The 15,567-nt window shown below is 70.0% G+C and carries 17 protein-coding genes and 1 riboswitch; of the genes, 6 read left to right on the forward strand and 11 right to left on the reverse strand.

The features are described 5' to 3' along the window. Window positions 1-25 precede the first annotated feature (25 nt). The 3 genes from ACXJLU_RS23970 to ACXJLU_RS23980 form a co-directional block, all read right to left on the reverse strand. Window positions 26-706, reverse strand: coding sequence for a glutathione S-transferase family protein (locus ACXJLU_RS23970; protein WP_457335302.1), 681 nt, complete (start codon window positions 704-706; stop codon window positions 26-28). 129 nt (window positions 707-835) lie between these two features. Beyond that, window positions 836-1,789, reverse strand: coding sequence for a complex I NDUFA9 subunit family protein (locus ACXJLU_RS23975; protein WP_457335304.1), 954 nt, complete (start codon window positions 1,787-1,789; stop codon window positions 836-838). A gap of 4 nt (window positions 1,790-1,793) precedes the next feature. After that, the gene (locus tag ACXJLU_RS23980; RefSeq protein ID WP_457335306.1) at window positions 1,794-3,827 is read right to left on the reverse strand and encodes a transglycosylase SLT domain-containing protein; all 2,034 of its coding nucleotides are present in this window, start codon (window positions 3,825-3,827) and stop codon (window positions 1,794-1,796) included. Window positions 3,828-3,837: 10 nt separating this feature from the next. Between ACXJLU_RS23980 and ACXJLU_RS23985 the strand changes: the two genes are divergently transcribed. After that, window positions 3,838-4,422: a 5-formyltetrahydrofolate cyclo-ligase gene (locus ACXJLU_RS23985; protein WP_457335330.1), complete on the forward strand. Its 585-nt coding sequence runs from the start codon at window positions 3,838-3,840 to the stop codon at window positions 4,420-4,422. Here the strand turns inward: ACXJLU_RS23985 and ACXJLU_RS23990 are convergent. Continuing rightward, window positions 4,388-5,422 carry a LysR family transcriptional regulator gene (locus tag ACXJLU_RS23990; RefSeq protein ID WP_457335308.1) on the reverse strand — a complete coding sequence of 345 codons (1,035 nt, stop codon included), beginning with the start codon at window positions 5,420-5,422 and terminating at the stop codon, window positions 4,388-4,390. The genes ACXJLU_RS23985 and ACXJLU_RS23990 overlap by 35 nt on opposite strands. A gap of 92 nt (window positions 5,423-5,514) precedes the next feature. Between ACXJLU_RS23990 and ACXJLU_RS23995 the strand changes: the two genes are divergently transcribed. Next, window positions 5,515-5,886, forward strand: a complete 372-nt coding sequence (locus tag ACXJLU_RS23995) for a DUF2917 domain-containing protein (protein ID WP_457335310.1) — start codon at window positions 5,515-5,517, stop codon at window positions 5,884-5,886. Here the strand turns inward: ACXJLU_RS23995 and ACXJLU_RS24000 are convergent. Next, window positions 5,825-6,250, reverse strand: coding sequence for a TfoX/Sxy family protein (locus ACXJLU_RS24000; protein WP_073465958.1), 426 nt, complete (start codon window positions 6,248-6,250; stop codon window positions 5,825-5,827). The genes ACXJLU_RS23995 and ACXJLU_RS24000 overlap by 62 nt on opposite strands. 67 nt (window positions 6,251-6,317) lie before the next feature. Between ACXJLU_RS24000 and ACXJLU_RS24005 the strand changes: the two genes are divergently transcribed. After that, complete coding sequence (locus ACXJLU_RS24005) at window positions 6,318-6,899, forward strand: 5-formyltetrahydrofolate cyclo-ligase (RefSeq protein WP_073465957.1); 582 nt, start codon at window positions 6,318-6,320, stop codon at window positions 6,897-6,899. Here the strand turns inward: ACXJLU_RS24005 and metF are convergent, their stop codons facing one another. The 3 genes from metF to ahcY are packed head-to-tail and all read right to left on the reverse strand — an operon-like array spanning window position 6,900 to window position 9,931. Continuing rightward, entirely contained in the window at window positions 6,900-7,733 is an 834-nt protein-coding gene (gene metF / locus ACXJLU_RS24010) for a methylenetetrahydrofolate reductase [NAD(P)H] (protein WP_457335312.1), read from the reverse strand. Beyond that, window positions 7,730-8,497 (reverse strand): TlyA family RNA methyltransferase, encoded by a 768-nt coding sequence (locus tag ACXJLU_RS24015; RefSeq protein WP_457335314.1) that lies wholly within the window; start codon window positions 8,495-8,497, stop codon window positions 7,730-7,732. The genes metF and ACXJLU_RS24015 overlap by 4 nt, the downstream gene beginning before the upstream one ends. Before the next feature lie 6 nt (window positions 8,498-8,503). After that, window positions 8,504-9,931 (reverse strand): adenosylhomocysteinase, encoded by a 1,428-nt coding sequence (gene ahcY, locus ACXJLU_RS24020; protein ID WP_457335316.1) that lies wholly within the window; start codon window positions 9,929-9,931, stop codon window positions 8,504-8,506. A 102-nt stretch (window positions 9,932-10,033) separates the two neighbouring features. Further along, a riboswitch (S-adenosyl-L-homocysteine riboswitch) is annotated at window positions 10,034-10,118 on the reverse strand. Between the two features lie 94 nt (window positions 10,119-10,212). Here ahcY and ACXJLU_RS24025 point away from each other — a divergent pair. Then, window positions 10,213-11,121, forward strand: coding sequence for an HAD-IIB family hydrolase (locus ACXJLU_RS24025; protein ID WP_457335318.1), 909 nt, complete (start codon window positions 10,213-10,215; stop codon window positions 11,119-11,121). Here the strand turns inward: ACXJLU_RS24025 and ACXJLU_RS24030 are convergent. Further along, window positions 11,045-12,082, reverse strand: coding sequence for an aldo/keto reductase (locus tag ACXJLU_RS24030; protein WP_457335320.1), 1,038 nt, complete (start codon window positions 12,080-12,082; stop codon window positions 11,045-11,047). The two genes, ACXJLU_RS24025 and ACXJLU_RS24030, sit on opposite strands and share 77 nt — an antisense overlap. A gap of 204 nt (window positions 12,083-12,286) precedes the next feature. Between ACXJLU_RS24030 and ACXJLU_RS24035 the strand changes: the two genes are divergently transcribed. After that, window positions 12,287-13,213, forward strand: coding sequence for an AraC family transcriptional regulator (locus ACXJLU_RS24035; RefSeq protein WP_457335322.1), 927 nt, complete (start codon window positions 12,287-12,289; stop codon window positions 13,211-13,213). Between the two features lie 18 nt (window positions 13,214-13,231). On the opposite strand, the gene ACXJLU_RS24040 is transcribed toward ACXJLU_RS24035, so the two are convergent. Together ACXJLU_RS24040 and ACXJLU_RS24045 are read right to left on the reverse strand one after the other, a co-directional pair. Beyond that, window positions 13,232-13,453: a hypothetical protein gene (locus ACXJLU_RS24040; RefSeq protein WP_457335324.1), complete on the reverse strand. Its 222-nt coding sequence runs from the start codon at window positions 13,451-13,453 to the stop codon at window positions 13,232-13,234. Window positions 13,454-13,518: 65 nt separating this feature from the next. Beyond that, a complete protein-coding gene (locus tag ACXJLU_RS24045) occupies window positions 13,519-14,349 on the reverse strand; it encodes a transglutaminase-like domain-containing protein (RefSeq protein WP_457335326.1) in 831 nt (276 codons plus the stop codon). Between the two features lie 102 nt (window positions 14,350-14,451). Here ACXJLU_RS24045 and ACXJLU_RS24050 point away from each other — a divergent pair. Next, a partial coding sequence (locus ACXJLU_RS24050; RefSeq protein ID WP_457335328.1) for a YbfB/YjiJ family MFS transporter occupies window positions 14,452-15,567 on the forward strand: 1,116 nt, incomplete at its 3' end.

Consider the following 15,567-nt stretch of genomic DNA (forward strand, 5'->3'; position numbering starts at 1 on the left):
AGGGGGCGCGGCGCGGTGAACGGCCTCAGCGCGCGCTGCGATACGGCTCCTCGAAGGGAAGAAAGTCCTGCTCGGCCAGCGCGTCGCGGCACCAGGCATCGACCGCGGGCAGCGCGCGCACCCGCTGCACGTAGGCCGCGATCTGCGGCGGCAGCGGCAGCCGGTAGGTCAGCAGCCGCATCACCACCGGCGCGAAGTACGCATCGGCGATCGTGAAGCCGCCGAACAGCAGCGGGCCGCCGTGCTGCTCAAGCAATTCGCCCCACATCTGCACCAGGCGGTCGAGGTCGGTGCGCACCGCCGGCTGCTCGCGCAGCAGCCGCTCGCCGACCTCGGGCAGCACGGCCTCGACGTTCATCGGGCAGTGGCTGCGCAAGGCGCCGAAGCCGGAATGCATCTCGGCGCAGACGCTGCGGGCGCGTGCCCGGGACTTCGCATCGGCAGGCCACAGCTGCTTGGCGGGAAAGCGCTCGGCCAGGTACTCGGCAATCGCCAGCGTGTCCCACACCGCGAAGCCGTCGTCGACCAGCAGCGGCACGCGGCCGGTCGGCGAGTGGCGCGCCAGTTCGGTCTTGAACTTCGAGTCGGGCTCGAACGAATCGAAGCGGACCATCACCTCGTCGAACGGGATGCCGGCCTGCTTCAGCAGCACCCACGGGCGCATGGACCAGGACGAGTAGTTCTTGTTGCCGATGTAGAGCTGCATGGAAGGCCTCGGGGTGTCGAGTGGGTCGGAGGGCCGATCATCCTAGGCGAGCGCGGCACCGCAGCGGATGAGAGTTGCGAATGACATCGATGACCGGCGCGCATCCGCGCGGGCGGCCAAGGCCTCGCTTCAGCCGCGACCGGCCTGGCGCCGCCAGCCTTCGAGCCGCGCCGGCCCGGCGATGCCGCCGAGGTAGTCCGGCACCACCGCCTCCAGCCCGGTGCGGCGCACGCCGAGCGCATCGAGCCCTGGCAGCGCTTCGTTCGCGACGTTCGGCACCTTCATCGAATCGAGGTTGTCGCGCGACATCAGCGGCGTGCCGGGCAGCCATTCCATCAGCCCGGCCTGCAGCCGCGCCAGGCCGTCGGGCAGCGCGAGCACCGGCCGCGGGTGGCCCGACCAACGCCCGGCCAGCCGCACCAGCTGCTCCAGCGTGTAGGCCTTCGGGCCAGCGCACTCGTACGAACGCGCGGCCGCTGCGCCACGCGTCAATGCCTGCCCGATCGCCGCCGCCACGTCCTGCACCCACACCGGCTGGAAGCGCGCATCGGCCCCGCCCAGCGGCAGCACCGGCAGCACGCGTTGCAGCCGGGCGAACAGGTTCATGAAGTGATCCTCCTCGCCGAACATCACCGACGGGCGCAGCACTGTCACGTCGAGCCCCGACTGCTGCAGCACCGCCTCGCCGGCGGCCTTCGAGCGCAGGTACATGCTCGGTGTGCCGGCCTGCGCGCCGAGCGCGCTGACGTGCACCAGCCGGCGCACGCCGGCATGGCGGCAGGCGTGCGCGATGCGGTTCGGCAGCTCGACATGGGCGCGCTGGAAATCCGCCTCGCGGCCGTGCAGCGTGCCGACGAGGTTGATCACCGCATCACGGCCCGCGACCAGGCGCGCGAGTTGCATGTCGTCATGCACGTCGGCGCCGAGCAATTCGACGGTCGGCAGCATCTGCAGCGCCTTCGCGCGCTGCGGCTGCCGGCTCGGCACGGTCAGCCGGCCGCCACCCCCGCCGCTGCGCTGGATCAGCTCGGCACACACGGCGCGGCCGAGAAAACCGCTGCCACCGATGATCAGCAGGTCCATGGCATCACGGCAGGTTGGTGTCGGGAGGCGGCGCCGTCACTTCGCGCGGGCCGACCGGCTTGCCCAGCCGCGCCTTCAGCGACGCGGTCTGCAGCGCCGTCGGGTCGTTCAGCAGCGTCGCGTAGAGCAAGGTGTTGGCCATCACCTTCTTCACGTAGTCGCGCGTCTCGTTGAACGGGATGTTCTCGATCCAGATCGCCGGCTCCAGCTTCGGGCCCTCGCGCCAGCGCCGCGGCCGGCCCGGGCCGGCGTTGTAGGCGGTGGCGCTCAGCACCTGCGAGCCGCCGAAGTCGTCGAGCAGCAGCCGCAGGTAGCTCGAGCCGAGCTGCACGTTGGTCGGCACGTCCATGATCTGCGCCGGGTCGTAGGCCATGCCGATGCGCTTGGCGACGTTCTTCGCTGTCGGCTGGATCACCTGCATCAGCCCGTAGGCATTCGCGCTGGAGCGGATGTCGGGCTGGAAGCGCGACTCCTGGCGCATCACGCCGTAGATCAGCGCCGGGTCGACCGCGGTCGTCTTCGACGCCGCCATCACTTCAGCGCGGAACGGCGTCGGATAGCGCTGCGCGATGTCGATCTCGCCGCGCGTGCGGTCGCTGGTGTTGACGCAGCGGTCCCAGACGTGCCGGTCGCAGGCGAGCTGGGCCGAGGCGAGCAGCTCGCGCTCTTCCATGCCGCGCAGCGTGAAGTTCCATTCGCGCACGCCTTCGCTGCGCAGCCCGATCGACACCAGCGTCAGCGCGCGCGCCAGGCCCGGCTGGCGCGCGGCGGCGTCGCGCTCGTCCTGCGTCAGTGGCTGCGGCGCGATCGGCAGCGTGATCGGCCGGCCCAGTTCCTCGGCGGCCAGCATCCCGTAGAAGCCGAACTGCGACGAGATGCCCTCGAACATCTCGGTCGCCTGCGCCCGCAGCCCGTCGCCCTCGGCCGACTCCTTGGCCAGCGCCCTCAACGCGCGGGCCTTCCAGTAGACCCAGGTCGCATCGCGCTGCTCCACCGGGTTCATCGCATCGATCGCCTGCACCACCTGCTGCCAGCGCGGCGCGTTCTCGCCGGCGCGCAGTGCGGCACGCGCCTTCCAGGCGAGCGTCTCGTCGGCCCAGTCGATCGAGATCGCGGCCTTGGCCGACAGCAGCGCGGCCCGCGTGAAGTAGCCGGAGGCCTCGGGCAGCAGCTTCAGCGCCGCCTGCTTGCCGACCGCCGCCCACGCCCAGGCCGCGAGCTCGGGCGGCAGCGCGGCTTCCCATTTGCCGTTCAGCAGGTTGGCGGCGAGTTCGGGATCGGTGGACGCGAGGCGCATCAGCGCCAGCGTGTTCAGCTGGTTGGCCTGGCGGCCGCCGAGCGCACGGGTCAGGTAGCGCGCCGGGTTGTCGGCCAGGTCGTCGACATCGCTGGCGGAGCGCGTGTTGACCATCAGCGCCGCCTGGCGCGCCGCGCGCGGCTTGTTGCCGTCGATCGCCAGGCGCGCCTTGCGCCAGGCATCGGCTTCGGTGAGCTGCTTCGCGTCGTACAGCGTGGCGGCCAGCAGCGCGCAGCCGTCGTCGGCCTCGCGCTGCGCGAACCAGGCGCTGCGGGCCGCACTGCGCACGTCCTTGCCGCCGAGGTGATCGGCCAGCAGCGCGTAGCACGAGACCTCGCGGTCGTCGTTCATCCGGAAGCTCGGGAAATCGGCGGCCAGCGTCTTGAAATCGCGGCGGCGGCCGAGCTCGAGCAGCCAGTCGTTGCGCAGCCGGTCTTCGACGTAGGTGCCGCGCCAGCGCTGGTAGAACGCCGCGATCTCGTCGGCCTGCACGAACTGCAGGCGCTGGCCGATCTCCCAGTAGTCGATCCACATCGCGAGCGGGTTGCGCTCGGCGATCGCGCTGTCGCGCAGCGCGGCAAGGCGGGCCCGGTCTTTCTTGCGCAGCGCCTCGCGGGCTTCGAGCACCGCGTCGTTGCCGGTCTGCGCGCAGGCGGGCATCGCGTTCAGGAGCACGGCGGCCGCCAGGCCCTTCAGCACCCACCTCACCATCGCTGCGCCATATGATTTGTCTTTGTTCACGCTGTCCTTCATGGTGCCGACCTTGCCATCAGACCCCGACGTCCGCCATCCCCTGCGTCAGCGCCTGCTGGCCGCGCGCACCGCGTTTGTCTCGTCGCCCGCCGGAAAAGTTGCAGCGGAATCGCTCGCGCATCACCTCGGGCTTGTTCTCGATCAACTCGAACCCGAGTGCCTCGGGGTCTATTGGCCGCTCCGGTCCGAATTTAACGCAGCATCCCTGTGGGATGGCGATGGATCGCATGCCGCCTTGCCCCGCGCATTGCCATTCACGCAGCGCGTGCCGCCGCAGATGCACTACCGCTTGTGGGATGGCAGCCCGCCGGCGCTGAAGGACGAGTGCAACATCCCGGCGGCGACCGGCGCCGCGGTGGTGCCCGACGTGGTGCTGGTGCCCTGCGTCGGCTTCACCGGCAGCGGCTGGCGGCTCGGCTACGGCGGCGGCTTCTTCGACCGCTGGCTCGCACTGCACCCGCACGTCACAGCCATCGGCGTCGCGTGGGAGGCCGGGCGCCTCAGCGAGGCCGAACTCGCGCCGCAGGCCCACGACCTGCCGCTCGCGCTCATCGTGACCGAGAACGGGGTGGCGCAGGGCTGACCGGCTCCGGCACCGCCTGCGCGAGGCGCTGCACGCTGCTGGCCGACTGCGCGGTCAGCGTCGCGTTGGTGCGCTCGCCCTGCTCGATCAGCCAGTCGCGGAAGCGCTGCACCTCCGGCCGCGCGATCGACTGCGGCGAGACCACCATCCAGTAGGCGTGCGGTGCATCGATGCGCCCGGCCGGCCCGAACGGCTCGACCAGGTCGCCGCGCTCGAGCGAGTCGGCCACCAGCGCCATGCGGGCCAGCGCGATCGCCTGCCCCGCCAGCGCGGTCTGCACCTGCTGGTAGGTGAAATTCAGGTACATCCATCGGCGCGGCTGCAGCCCGGCCTGGCCGTGCAGCGTCAGCCAGCGCCGCCAGCTCAGGAACTCGGCGGTCGGGCGGTTGTCGTCTTCCTCGGCCAGCGTGTGGCCGGCCAGGTCGGCCGGCGTCGACAGCGGCGGCGCCTGGCCGCGCGCGATCTGCTCGGCCAGCCACGGGCTGATGGCCGGCGTCAGCGTTTCGCCGAACAGCCGCGGCGTGCCGGCCGGCACCAGGTGGTCACCGCCGTAGCGCAGCACGATGTCGATCTCGGGGTCGTCGAGGTCGACCACCATGTCGGTGGCCGAGACGCGGATGTCGATGTCGGGGTTCGCGCGCTGGAAGGCCTCGAGCCGCGGCAGCAGCCACAGCGACACGAACGACGCGAAGGTGTTGACCGTGACGCGGCGCCGGCCGCGCGAGGTGCGGATCTGCCGCACCGCGGTGTCGAGCCGGTCGAGCGACGGGGCGACCGCGCGCAGCAGCACCTGGCCGTCGCCGGTCAGTTCGACCGAGCGGGTGCCGCGGTTGAAGAGCGGCGCGCCGAGCTCGTCCTCCAGCCCCTTGATCTGCCGGCTGATGGCCGATTGGGTCAGGTGCAGCTCCTCGGCGGCAGCGCTGAAGCTGAGGTGGCGGGCCACCGCCTCGAAGGCCCGGATCGGACCGACCGAGAGTGGCCGATGACGCGGTTGATTCATGCGCGAATGGTATCAATGAGCGCCACGTAAGTCATTGGACCACCGGCCTGCAGGCCCCTAAAGTTCATCCCATGCCCTGCAAGGAGAGCGAGATGGCAAACCCGATGGTGATGAGCAATTTGCAACAATCCGAAGCCGCGAGCTGGACCGTGGCGCCCGGCGAGGCCCGCCCGCTGGAGATCGGACCCGGGTCGCGCTGGCTGCGCGTCACCGAAGGCCGCCTGTGGCTGACGGTGCCGGGCACGGCCGACGAGCCGGCCCAGGATGTGTGGCTGGAACGCGGCGACAGCGTCGCGCTGCCGGCCGGCGCCCAGGCGGTGCTCGAAGCCTGGCCGAGCGCGCAGTTCCAGCTGCTGGTGCCGCCCGACGCCTGCAAGCGCGGCAAGTCGCTGGCGCAGCGGTTCAGCGAGCAGCTCGCTTCGCGGCTGGGCGCTTCGTCTTCGCCGGCGCTGCACGCGGCTTGACAGGCTTGCGGGCCTTGGCCGCCGCGGCGCGCAGGCCCGCCTCCATCGCGAGCCGCGCCCACGGGCGCATCAGCGCCGGCGACTCCATCGCGTCGTCGGGCGCGGTGTAGTAGCTGATCGACACCGACTTGCCCTGCCCGCCCTCGTACACGAAGGGCTGGCAGCCGGCCTGCTCGAAGCGCGCCCGGGTTGCGTCGTCGGCCTTCAGGTACAGGCGCTCCTCGAAGATCAGCGCGATGAACACGTCGTCGACATAGAAGCCGTGGCCGCCGAACATGCGCCGCGAGCGTGTCGGGCCCAGCGAGCCGAGCAACTCGACGCAGTAGCGGGCGAATTCATCCTTCGGTGAGCTGATCGTGGCCATGCGCCGATGGTAGGCGCGGCGCTGTGGTGCTGGCCACCCGTGCCACGGCTCGGTCACAATCGCCCGCATGGCCACCCCCGACACGTCCTCCACGATTGCGGTGCTGCGCAAGAAGCTGATCGCCGACCGCCAGGCCTTGCCCGACCGGCTCGAGCTTGCGGTGCAGCTGCAAAGCATGCTGCGCATCTGGCTGGTCAGCCGGCGCGAATCGTTGATCGGCGGCTACTGGCCGATCAAGGGCGAGTTCGATCCGCTGCCGGCGCTGTTCCGCTGGAGCGAAGGCGGACCGGGCCGGCGCATCGGGTTGCCGGTGATGGACCGGACCGACGGCACCTTGCGCTTCCACGTCTGGTACCCGGGCTGCCCGACCGAACTCGATGCGCACGACATCCCGAAGCCCAAGGGCACCGAGCAGTTCCAGCCGGAACTGCTGCTGCTGCCCTGCGTGGGCTACGGCACCGAGGGGGCGCGGCTGGGGTATGGCGGCGGGTTCTACGAGCGCTCGGTCGCGGCGCTGACACCCCGTCCGATCACGGTCGGGCTCTGCTATGCCCACGGGTTCCTGCCGATGCTGCGCCCGAAGGAAGGCGAGAACCCGCTGGATGCCGTCATCACCGAAGAGGGTGTGATGTGGCAGCGGGACAGCTGACTACGAGAGGCCCAAGCGCCGGCAAATCTCGATCGGCGCCGTCGCGGCATTCATCGTGTAGATGTGCAGCCCCGGCACGCCGATGCGCAGCAACCGCTCGCACAGCTCGGTCACCACGTCCAGCCCGAAGGCCTTGATCGACGCGGTGTCGTCGCCGAAGCTCTGCAGCCGCAGCCGGATCCAGCGCGGGATCTCGGCCCCCGACGAATCGGCGAAGCGGATGATGCCGCTCGCGTTCGTGATCGGCATGATGCCCGGCACCACCGGGATGTCGGCACCCAGCCGGCGCGTGTCGTCAACGAAACGCTCGTAGGCATCGGCATTGAAGAAGAACTGCGTGATCGCCGCATCGGCGCCCGCCTTCACCTTCTCGACATAGGCCTGCAGGTCGGCCTGCGGCGACTTCGCCTGCGGATGCATCTCGGGATACGCCGCCACCTCGATGTGGAACTGCTGGCCGGTGGCCTCGCGGATGAACGCGATCAGCTCGCTCGCATAGCGGAACTCGCCGAAGCCGCCATAGCCGCTCGGCAGGTCGCCGCGCAACGCCACCAGCCGGCGGATGCCCGCGGCCTTGAACTGCTCGAGCTTGGCCCGCACCGACGCCCGGTCGGCGCCGACGCAGGTGAAGTGCGACGCCGCCTCGACGCCCTCGGCCAGGATCGCCTGCACCGCCGCCAGCGTGCCGTCCTGCGTCGAGCCGCCCGCGCCATAGGTGACGGAGCAGAAGCTCGGCTTCAGCGCATAGAGCTGCTGGCGCACGGCTGCGAGCTTGGTGACGCCTTCGGGCGTCTTGGGCGGGAAGAACTCCAGACTGACAGGAACTCGGCTCATGCAACATCCTCGGATGGCACGGCCCACACGAAGAACTCGGTGTTGCCGTTGCCGCCCTTGATCGGGCTTTGGAAATAGGCGCGCACCTGCAGGAACTGTTCCCTGCAGGCCTTGCGGATGCGCGTCTCGACCTCGGCGAAGTGCCGTTCGTCCTTGACGATGCCGCCCTTGCCGATCTGCGCCGGCTGCAGCTCGAACTGCGGCTTGATCAGCAGCAAGAGGTGCCCCTCGGGCGCCAGGTAGTGCGCCAGCGTCGGCAGCACGTGCGTCGACGTGATGAACGACAGGTCGCCGGTGACGAAGCCGAAACTATGCGGCGTCGATGCGGCCTCGAAGGCCGAGCCGGTCACGTCGCGGGCATTGACGCCCTCGAAGCACTGCACCCGCGCATCGGCCTGCAGCTTCGGGTGCAACTGGCCATGGCCGACGTCGATGCCGGCCACGCGGGCGGCACCGGCCTGCAGCAGGGCGTCGGTGAAGCCGCCGGTGCTCTGGCCGGCATCGAGGCAGGCGAGGCCGGCCACGTCGATCGCGCAGTGCTTCAGCGCGCCTTCGAGCTTCAGCCCGCCACGCGACACGAAGCGCAGCTCGGCGTCGTCGGTGATCTCGAGCTCGCAGCCTTCGGGCACGTCTTCGCCCGCCTTCTTCGGAACGGCCCAGCCCTTGGGGCCGAGCCAACGGACGGCGCCGCGCTCGATCAGCCGCTGGGCGGCCGATCGGGTGGGCGCCAGCCCCTCGGAGACGAGCAGCTGGTCGATGCGCATGGCGGATCAGTAGCGGTAGGTGTCGGGCTTGTACGGGCCGTTCTTCGACACGCCGATGTAGGCGGCCTGCTCGTCCGTCAGCTCGGTCAGCATCGCGCCGACCTTCTTCAGGTGCAGGCGGGCGACCTTCTCGTCGAGGTGCTTGGGCAGCACGTAGACCTGGCCGACTTCGTACTTCTCGGGCCGCGTGAACAGCTCGATCTGCGCGATCGTCTGGTTGGCGAAGCTCGAGCTCATCACGAAGCTCGGGTGGCCGGTGCCGCAGCCGAGGTTCACGAGGCGGCCCTTGGCCAGCAGGATGATGCGTTTTCCGTCCGGGAAGATCACGTGATCGACCTGCGGCTTGATCTCTTCCCATTCGTACTTCTCGATCGCCGCGATGTCGATCTCGTTGTCGAAGTGGCCGATGTTGCAGACGATCGCCTGGTCCTTCATCGCGAGCATGTGCTCGTGGCGGATCACGCCCTTGTTGCCGGTGGTCGTCACGAAGATGTCGGCCTTGTCGGCGGCGTACTCCATCGTCACGACCTTGTAGCCTTCCATCGCGGCCTGCAGCGCATTGATGGGGTCGATCTCGGTCACCCACACCTGGGCGCTGAGCGCGCGCAGGGCCTGGGCCGAGCCCTTGCCCACGTCGCCGTAGCCGGCCACGCAGGCCACCTTGCCGGCGATCATCACGTCGGTCGCGCGCTTGATGCCATCGACCAGCGATTCGCGGCAGCCGTACAGGTTGTCGAACTTGCTCTTCGTGACCGAGTCGTTCACGTTGATCGMGCGGAACAGCAGCGTGCCCTTCGCGCTCATTTCCTTCAGGCGGTGCACGCCGGTGGTGGTCTCTTCGGTCACGCCCTGGATCTGCGCGCTCTTGCGGGTGTACCAGGTCGGGTCCTGCGCGAGCTTGGCCTTGATGCTCGCGAACAGGCAGGTCTCTTCTTCGCTGCCGGGCTTGTCCAGCACGCTGATGTCCTTCTCGGCGCGCTGGCCCAGGTGCATCAGCAGCGTCGCGTCGCCGCCGTCGTCGAGGATCATGTTCGGGCCTTCGCCTTCGGAACCCTTAGTGCCGAAGTCGAAGATGCGGTGGGTGTAATCCCAGTAGTCGGTCAGGTTCTCGCCCTTGTAGGCGAAGACGGGGGTGCCCTTCTCGACCAGCGCGGCAGCAGCGTGGTCTTGCGTCGAGAAGATGTTGCACGAGGCCCAGCGCACCTGGGCGCCGAGGGCCTGCAGCGTCTCGACCAGCACGGCGGTCTGGATCGTCATGTGCAGCGAGCCGGTGACGCGCGCGCCCTTCAGCGGCTGTGTCTTCGCGAATTCTTCGCGAATGGACATCAGGCCGGGCATCTCGGTCTCGGCGATGCGGATCTCCTTGCGGCCCCAGGCGGCAAGCGAGATGTCGGCGATGGCGTGGTCTTGGGAAGGCTTGAGGACAGCGTTCATGTCGGGCTCCGTTGATAAGGACCCCGCACGCGCAACGACGTTGGAAGCTCAGAAACCCGGTTCAGGACCGCGGTTCACAAACTCACCCACGAAGGACGATCGTGCGGGTGAGCGCGGTTGCAATTGGATTCCCGAGCCTGGGGCGGCTGTCGTGGCGACAGGCGGCCTTGCAACGCTCCTCGGAAAGTGCAGGGATTGTAGTCGCCGGATCGGGCCGATTCCAGCCCATTGCGTGCGTTGTGGCGTGCGTTATGCCCGCGGGTCGTGCAAGACTGCGGGGCATGCCTGACGCCACACCCCGGCCTCGCCCCCTTTCAGAACTGAGCCCCGAGCTGGCCCGCAGCGTGCGCGGCGTGCTGACCGACATCGACGACACGCTGACGCGCGACGGCGCGATCGAGCCGGCGGCGCTGGCGGCCCTGCAGGCGCTGCGCGACGCCGGCATCCCGGTCATCGCGATCACCGGCCGGCCGATGGGCTGGAGCGAGCCGTTCGCGCGCGACTGGCCGATCGACGCGATCGTCGCGGAGAACGGCGCGGTCGCGTTGTTCCGCGATGCGGCCGGGCAGCTGCAGGTCGAGTACGCACAGGACGAAGCGACGCGCACCCACAACGCGATGCGATTGCGTCAGACCGCACGGCGCGTGCTGGACGAGGTGCCCGGCGCCACGCTCGCGCAAGACAGCGCCGGCCGCGTCACCGACATCGCGATCGACCACAGCGAGTTCGCGCACCTGACGCCGCCGCAGATCGACGCGGTGCTGCAGGTGATGCGCAGCGAAGGCATGAACGCGACCGTCAGCTCGATCCACATCAACGGCTGGTACGGCGAGCACGACAAGCTGAGCGGTGCGCGCTGGATCGTGCAGCGTTTGCTCGGGCGCTCGCTCGATGACGAGACCGCGGCCTGGGCGTACGTCGGCGATTCGACGAACGACCAGACGATGTTCGGGCACTTCCCGGTCAGCGTGGGGGTCGCGAACCTGATGCAGTTCGCGGATCGGCTGCACACGTGGCCGGCGTACCTGGCTCAAGGCGAGCGCGGACGAGGGTTCGCTGAAGTGGCCGGGGCGCTGCGCGCGGCTCGCACCGCCGACAAGCGCCCCAGAGCTGTCAGCCCAGCCGGGCTGCCCGCTGCCCCGCCTGCCGCGTCAGCATCCACCCCGGGTACTCCGCCGGCAACGCGCTGACCTTGTCCAGCGCCGCGAGCTCATCGGCATTCAACGTCAATGCCGTCGCCGCGATGTTGTCGTCCAGTTGCTCGACCCGCTTGGCGCCGATGATCACGCTGCTGACCGCCGGCTGGTGCAGCACCCAGGCCAGCGCGACCCGCGCGATCGACACGCCGTGCGCCTCGGCGATGCCGCGCATCACGTCGATGCAATCGTCGGCGCGCGCACGGTTCACCGGCGGGAAGTCGAAGGTGGTGCGCCGGCTGCCCTGCTCGGCGCCTTGGCCGTCGCGACCGTACTTGCCGCTCAACAATCCGCCGGCCAGCGGGCTCCACACCATCAGCCCGACCTGCTCGCTGCGCAGCAGCGGCACGATCTCGCGCTCCAGGTCGCGCCCGGCGATCGTGTAGTAGGCCTGCAGCGACTCGAAGCGCGCCTTGCCGTCGCGCTCGGCAATCCCCAGCGCCTTCGCGATCTGCCACGCCGCCCAGTTCGACACCCCGACATAGCGCACGTGCCCCTGCTGCACCAGCGTGTCCATCGCGTGCACCGCCTCGTCGATCGGCGTGCTCGGGTCGAAGCCGTGGATCTGGTACAGGTCGATGTGCTCCAGCTGCAGGCGCTTCAGGCTCGCCTTCACGCCGTCCATGATGTGGTAGCGCGACATGCCCGACGAATTGACGCCCTTGGCGCCGGTCTCGCCGAACACTTTCGTGGCGATGACCACCCTGTCGCGCGGCACCTTCAGGTTGCGCAGCGCCTGGCCGGTGATCTGCTCCGACTGGCCTTCCGAATAGACATCGGCGGTGTCGATGAAGTTGATGCCGGCGTCGAGCGCGCGGCCCACCAGCGCATCGGCCTCGTCCTGCTGCAGCTTGCCGATCTGGCTCCAGATGCCGCTGCTGCCGCCGAAGGTCATCGTGCCCAGGCAGAGTTCCGAGACGAACAGGCCGGTGCGGCCGAGTTTGCGATGTTGCATGTCCAGCTCCTTGTGACGTTGCCCCGGAAAGCGGGGCCAGGCCGGCAGTGTCCTGCCGCGGGCGCCGGCCGCGCCAGCGCGTTCCTGCAGAGTTCTTGCCCATTTCTCCAGACCCTTGCGGCAAGCGATGCACCGGCGCATGGACGGCGCTAAGCTGCGATGCACCCGATCCTCCACGCCCCGCTGCACGCCCACGACGACCCCATGGACGACCTCCTCGAACTCGACGACGCCCGCCGCTCGCTGGTGGGCATGCTGAACCGCGCGACCGGTGGCGTCGAAGGTGCCTTGCAGACGCCGGTGCCCGGGCTCATCGTCCACCGCATCGCGAACCCGGGTGGGCCGAAGCACAACGTCTACGAGCCGGCGCTCGCGTTGATCGCGCAGGGTTCCAAGCAGGTGATGGTCGGCGACGACATCCACACCTACGACGCGCTGCACTACCTGGTGACCTCGGTCGACCTGCCGGTGGTCGGGCAGGTGCGCGTCGCGAGCGACACGCTGCCCTACCTCGGCCTGCGGCTGTCGCTGGACATCGCCGAGATCGGCGAGCTGATCCGCGACGAGCGCCTGCCCGCCGCCGCGCACGCCGGGCCGGCGCGCGGCATCTACGTGAACCGCATCGCGCTGCCGGTGCTCGAGCCGGTGCTGCGGCTGCTGAAGCTGCTCGATGCGCCGGCCGACATCGCGATCGTCGCGCCGCTGGTCAAGCGCGAGATCCTGTACCGGCTGCTGATGAACGGTGAAGGGGCGCGGCTGCGGCAGCTCGCGCTGCAGGACAGCCAGACGCAGCGCATCGCGAAGGCCATCGCGCGGCTGCGCGCGAACTACGCGCAGGCGCTGCGCATCGACGAGATCGCGCGCGAGGTGCACATGAGCGTGTCGTCGTTCCACCACCACTTCAAGGCGGTCACCGCGATGAGCCCGCTGCAGTTCCAGAAACAGCTGCGGCTGCAGGAGGCGCGGCGGCTGCTGCTGACCGGCGGCATCGATGCGTCGACCGCGGCGCACCAGGTGGGCTACGAGAGTGCGTCGCAGTTCGCGCGCGAGTACGGGCGGATGTTCGGTGCCCCGCCGGCGCGCGACCGGCGGCGCTGGCTGGCCGAGAACGAGGCGATCGAGACGGCCTGACCCAGGCGCCGGCGCGTCTCAGCCGGTGAAGCTGTCCTGGAAATCCTGGCGCCGCCCGGGACGAATGCCAGGGGCAGTCGGATCGAACCGCTCGAACGCCTCCCCGCTCGCGGCAAGCTGTTCCTTGCGGTGCAGGATCTGGACGATCTTCAGGAACGTGGTGCGTTCTGCGGGCACCACAGCGGCGCCGATGGCTTCGGCCTGTGCAAGGGCACGGCGATCAGGGTTCGGCGATGTCATTGAAAGTCTCCCGTCATCGGCAACAGCCCGGTTGGTAACGCGCTCGCGCACACGGTTCCACCCGATCAGCCAGACGATTCGCCACGGGGCCCGGCATTCGCACCCTGCGCGACCAGCGCCACATCGGGCCGCATGCCCGTCATCGTCGCCGGCCCGAAGATCGTCGCGAAGGCCACGTCCTTGGCGTCGCGGCCCATCGCGATGCGCACCAGGTCGTCGACCGGTGACATCCGGGTCGGGTCGAACATCATCCAGCGGCCACCGAGGTACGCCTCGAACACCGCGTGGAAGTCCGGCGGCGGCTCGTCGAACCGCGCATAGCCGACCACCAGCCGCGCCGGGATGTTCAGCGCGCGACAGAAGGTCACCGCAAGGTGCGCGAAATCGCGGCACACACCGGCGCGGTTGCGGAACACGTCGCAGGCGGTCGTGGTCGCGGTGCTCGATCCGAGCTGGTAGTCGACGTTGTCGTGCAGCCAGTCGCAGATCGCCTGCACCCGCAGCGCACCGCGCGGCAGCTCGCCGAAGATCTTGATCGCCGCATGCGACAGCAGGTCGGATTCGCAGTAGCGCGTGGGCATCAGGTTGTGCAGCACCTCGTCGGGCAGCTCGGTGATCGCCATCTCGGCGGCGGCCAGGTCCGCCGGCACCGGCCGCCGTTCGACGCGCGCCCGGTACTGCAGCCGCAACGTGCCCTCGTCGGCCGACAGGCGCGCGAAGCGGTGGCCCACCGCCGGGTCTTCGTAGACGTGCACTCGCACCGCCGGCTCCACGTCCAGCGATTCGCTCAGCACGCGCTGGTCCATGCCGTCCAGCGCATGCAGCTGGAACAGAAAGTCCGCCGGGCCGGCCAGTTGGTAACTGAGCTCGCAGTCGACGTCGAAGTGTTGGTGCATGCGGCATTGCACCGCGAAGTCCGCACCGCGCCCATCGGCCGGCCACCCACGACGCTGTAGGACGAGTGCGCCCGGCCGCGCGCATGGGCACAATGCGCCGCGATGAGCCCTTCCTCCTCCACGCTGCGCACCGCCGCCGCCCTGGCCCTGGCCGCCGCGGTGTCGCTCGGGCTGGCACGCTTCTCGTACGCGCTGCTGCTGCCGGCGATGCGCGCCGACCTCGGCTGGAGCTACCTCACCGCCGGTGCGATGAACACCGTCAACGCTGCCGGCTACCTGCTCGGCGCGCTGGTCACGCCGCTGGCGCTGGCGCGTGTCAGCGCGCGGCGCGTGCTGCTGGCGGGCAGTGCGTCGGCGGGGCTGATGCTGGTGGCGCACGGCCTCGTCAGCTCGGATGCGGCGCTGTACGCGCTGCGGCTCGCGACCGGCATCGCCAGCGCGGCCGCCTTCATCGCCGGCGGGCTGATGGCGGCCCGCCTGGTCGGCAGCGATGGCGCCGCGCGCGCCGGGCTGATCCTCGGGCTGTACTACGGTGGCACCGGCGTCGGCATCGTCGCGTCGGCGCTGCTGGTGCCGCCGCTCGTCGCGCTGCCGCAATCGCATGCCTGGCAATGGGCGTGGATCGCGCTGGGCGCGGCAGCACTGCTCGCCACGGCGGTCACCGCCGGCGGCACGCGCGGCCTGGACGCCGCACCCGCGCCGGCCTCGGCGCGCACCGGCTTCCGGCCGCGCGACTTCGTGTTCGGCCTCGCGTCGTACACGCTGTTCGGCCTCGGCTACATYGGCTACATGACCTTCTCGGTGACGCTGCTGCGCGAGCAGCAACTTGGCAGCGGGCTGATCACGGTGTTCTACGCGCTGCTCGGGCTCGGCGTGATCGCGTCGTCGTGGCTGTGGGCCGGGTTGCTGCAGCGCTGGCGCGGCGGGCAGCCGATGGCGCTGCTGAACGGGCTGCTCGCGGTCGCGACGCTGCTGCCGGTGGTCAGTGCGCACCCGCTGGCCGGCTTCGCATCGGGCGCGCTGTTCGGCGGCGTGTTCCTGTCGGTGGTCGCGTCGACCACCGCGCTGGTGCGGCACAACCTGCCGGCCGCCGCGTGGCCGGCCGGCATCGCCGCCTTCACGACGGTGTTCGCGGCCGGGCAGATCGTCGGCCCCAGCCTGGTCGGCTGGCTGGCCGACGGGCCGGGCGGGCTGCGCGCCGGGCTCGCCGCATCGGCC

It is taken from the genome of Rhizobacter sp. P5_C2 (assembly GCF_054049715.1).

Coding starts and splice junctions, on each gene's coding strand:
- ACXJLU_RS23970 (WP_457335302.1), bottom strand. CDS start 706: ATGCAGCTCTACATCGGCAACAAGAACTACTCGTCCTGGTCCATGCGC.
- ACXJLU_RS23975 (WP_457335304.1), bottom strand. CDS start 1,789: ATGGACCTGCTGATCATCGGTGGCAGCGGTTTTCTCGGCCGCGCCGTG.
- ACXJLU_RS23985 (WP_457335330.1), top strand. CDS start 3,838: ATGGTGCCGACCTTGCCATCAGACCCCGACGTCCGCCATCCCCTGCGT.
- ACXJLU_RS23990 (WP_457335308.1), bottom strand. CDS start 5,422: ATGAATCAACCGCGTCATCGGCCACTCTCGGTCGGTCCGATCCGGGCC.
- ACXJLU_RS23995 (WP_457335310.1), top strand. CDS start 5,515: ATGGCAAACCCGATGGTGATGAGCAATTTGCAACAATCCGAAGCCGCG.
- ACXJLU_RS24000 (WP_073465958.1), bottom strand. CDS start 6,250: ATGGCCACGATCAGCTCACCGAAGGATGAATTCGCCCGCTACTGCGTC.
- ACXJLU_RS24005 (WP_073465957.1), top strand. CDS start 6,318: ATGGCCACCCCCGACACGTCCTCCACGATTGCGGTGCTGCGCAAGAAG.
- metF (WP_457335312.1), bottom strand. CDS start 7,733: ATGAGCCGAGTTCCTGTCAGTCTGGAGTTCTTCCCGCCCAAGACGCCC.
- ACXJLU_RS24015 (WP_457335314.1), bottom strand. CDS start 8,497: ATGCGCATCGACCAGCTGCTCGTCTCCGAGGGGCTGGCGCCCACCCGA.
- ACXJLU_RS24025 (WP_457335318.1), top strand. CDS start 10,213: ATGCCTGACGCCACACCCCGGCCTCGCCCCCTTTCAGAACTGAGCCCC.
- ACXJLU_RS24030 (WP_457335320.1), bottom strand. CDS start 12,082: ATGCAACATCGCAAACTCGGCCGCACCGGCCTGTTCGTCTCGGAACTC.
- ACXJLU_RS24035 (WP_457335322.1), top strand. CDS start 12,287: ATGGACGACCTCCTCGAACTCGACGACGCCCGCCGCTCGCTGGTGGGC.
- ACXJLU_RS24040 (WP_457335324.1), bottom strand. CDS start 13,453: ATGACATCGCCGAACCCTGATCGCCGTGCCCTTGCACAGGCCGAAGCC.
- ACXJLU_RS24045 (WP_457335326.1), bottom strand. CDS start 14,349: ATGCACCAACACTTCGACGTCGACTGCGAGCTCAGTTACCAACTGGCC.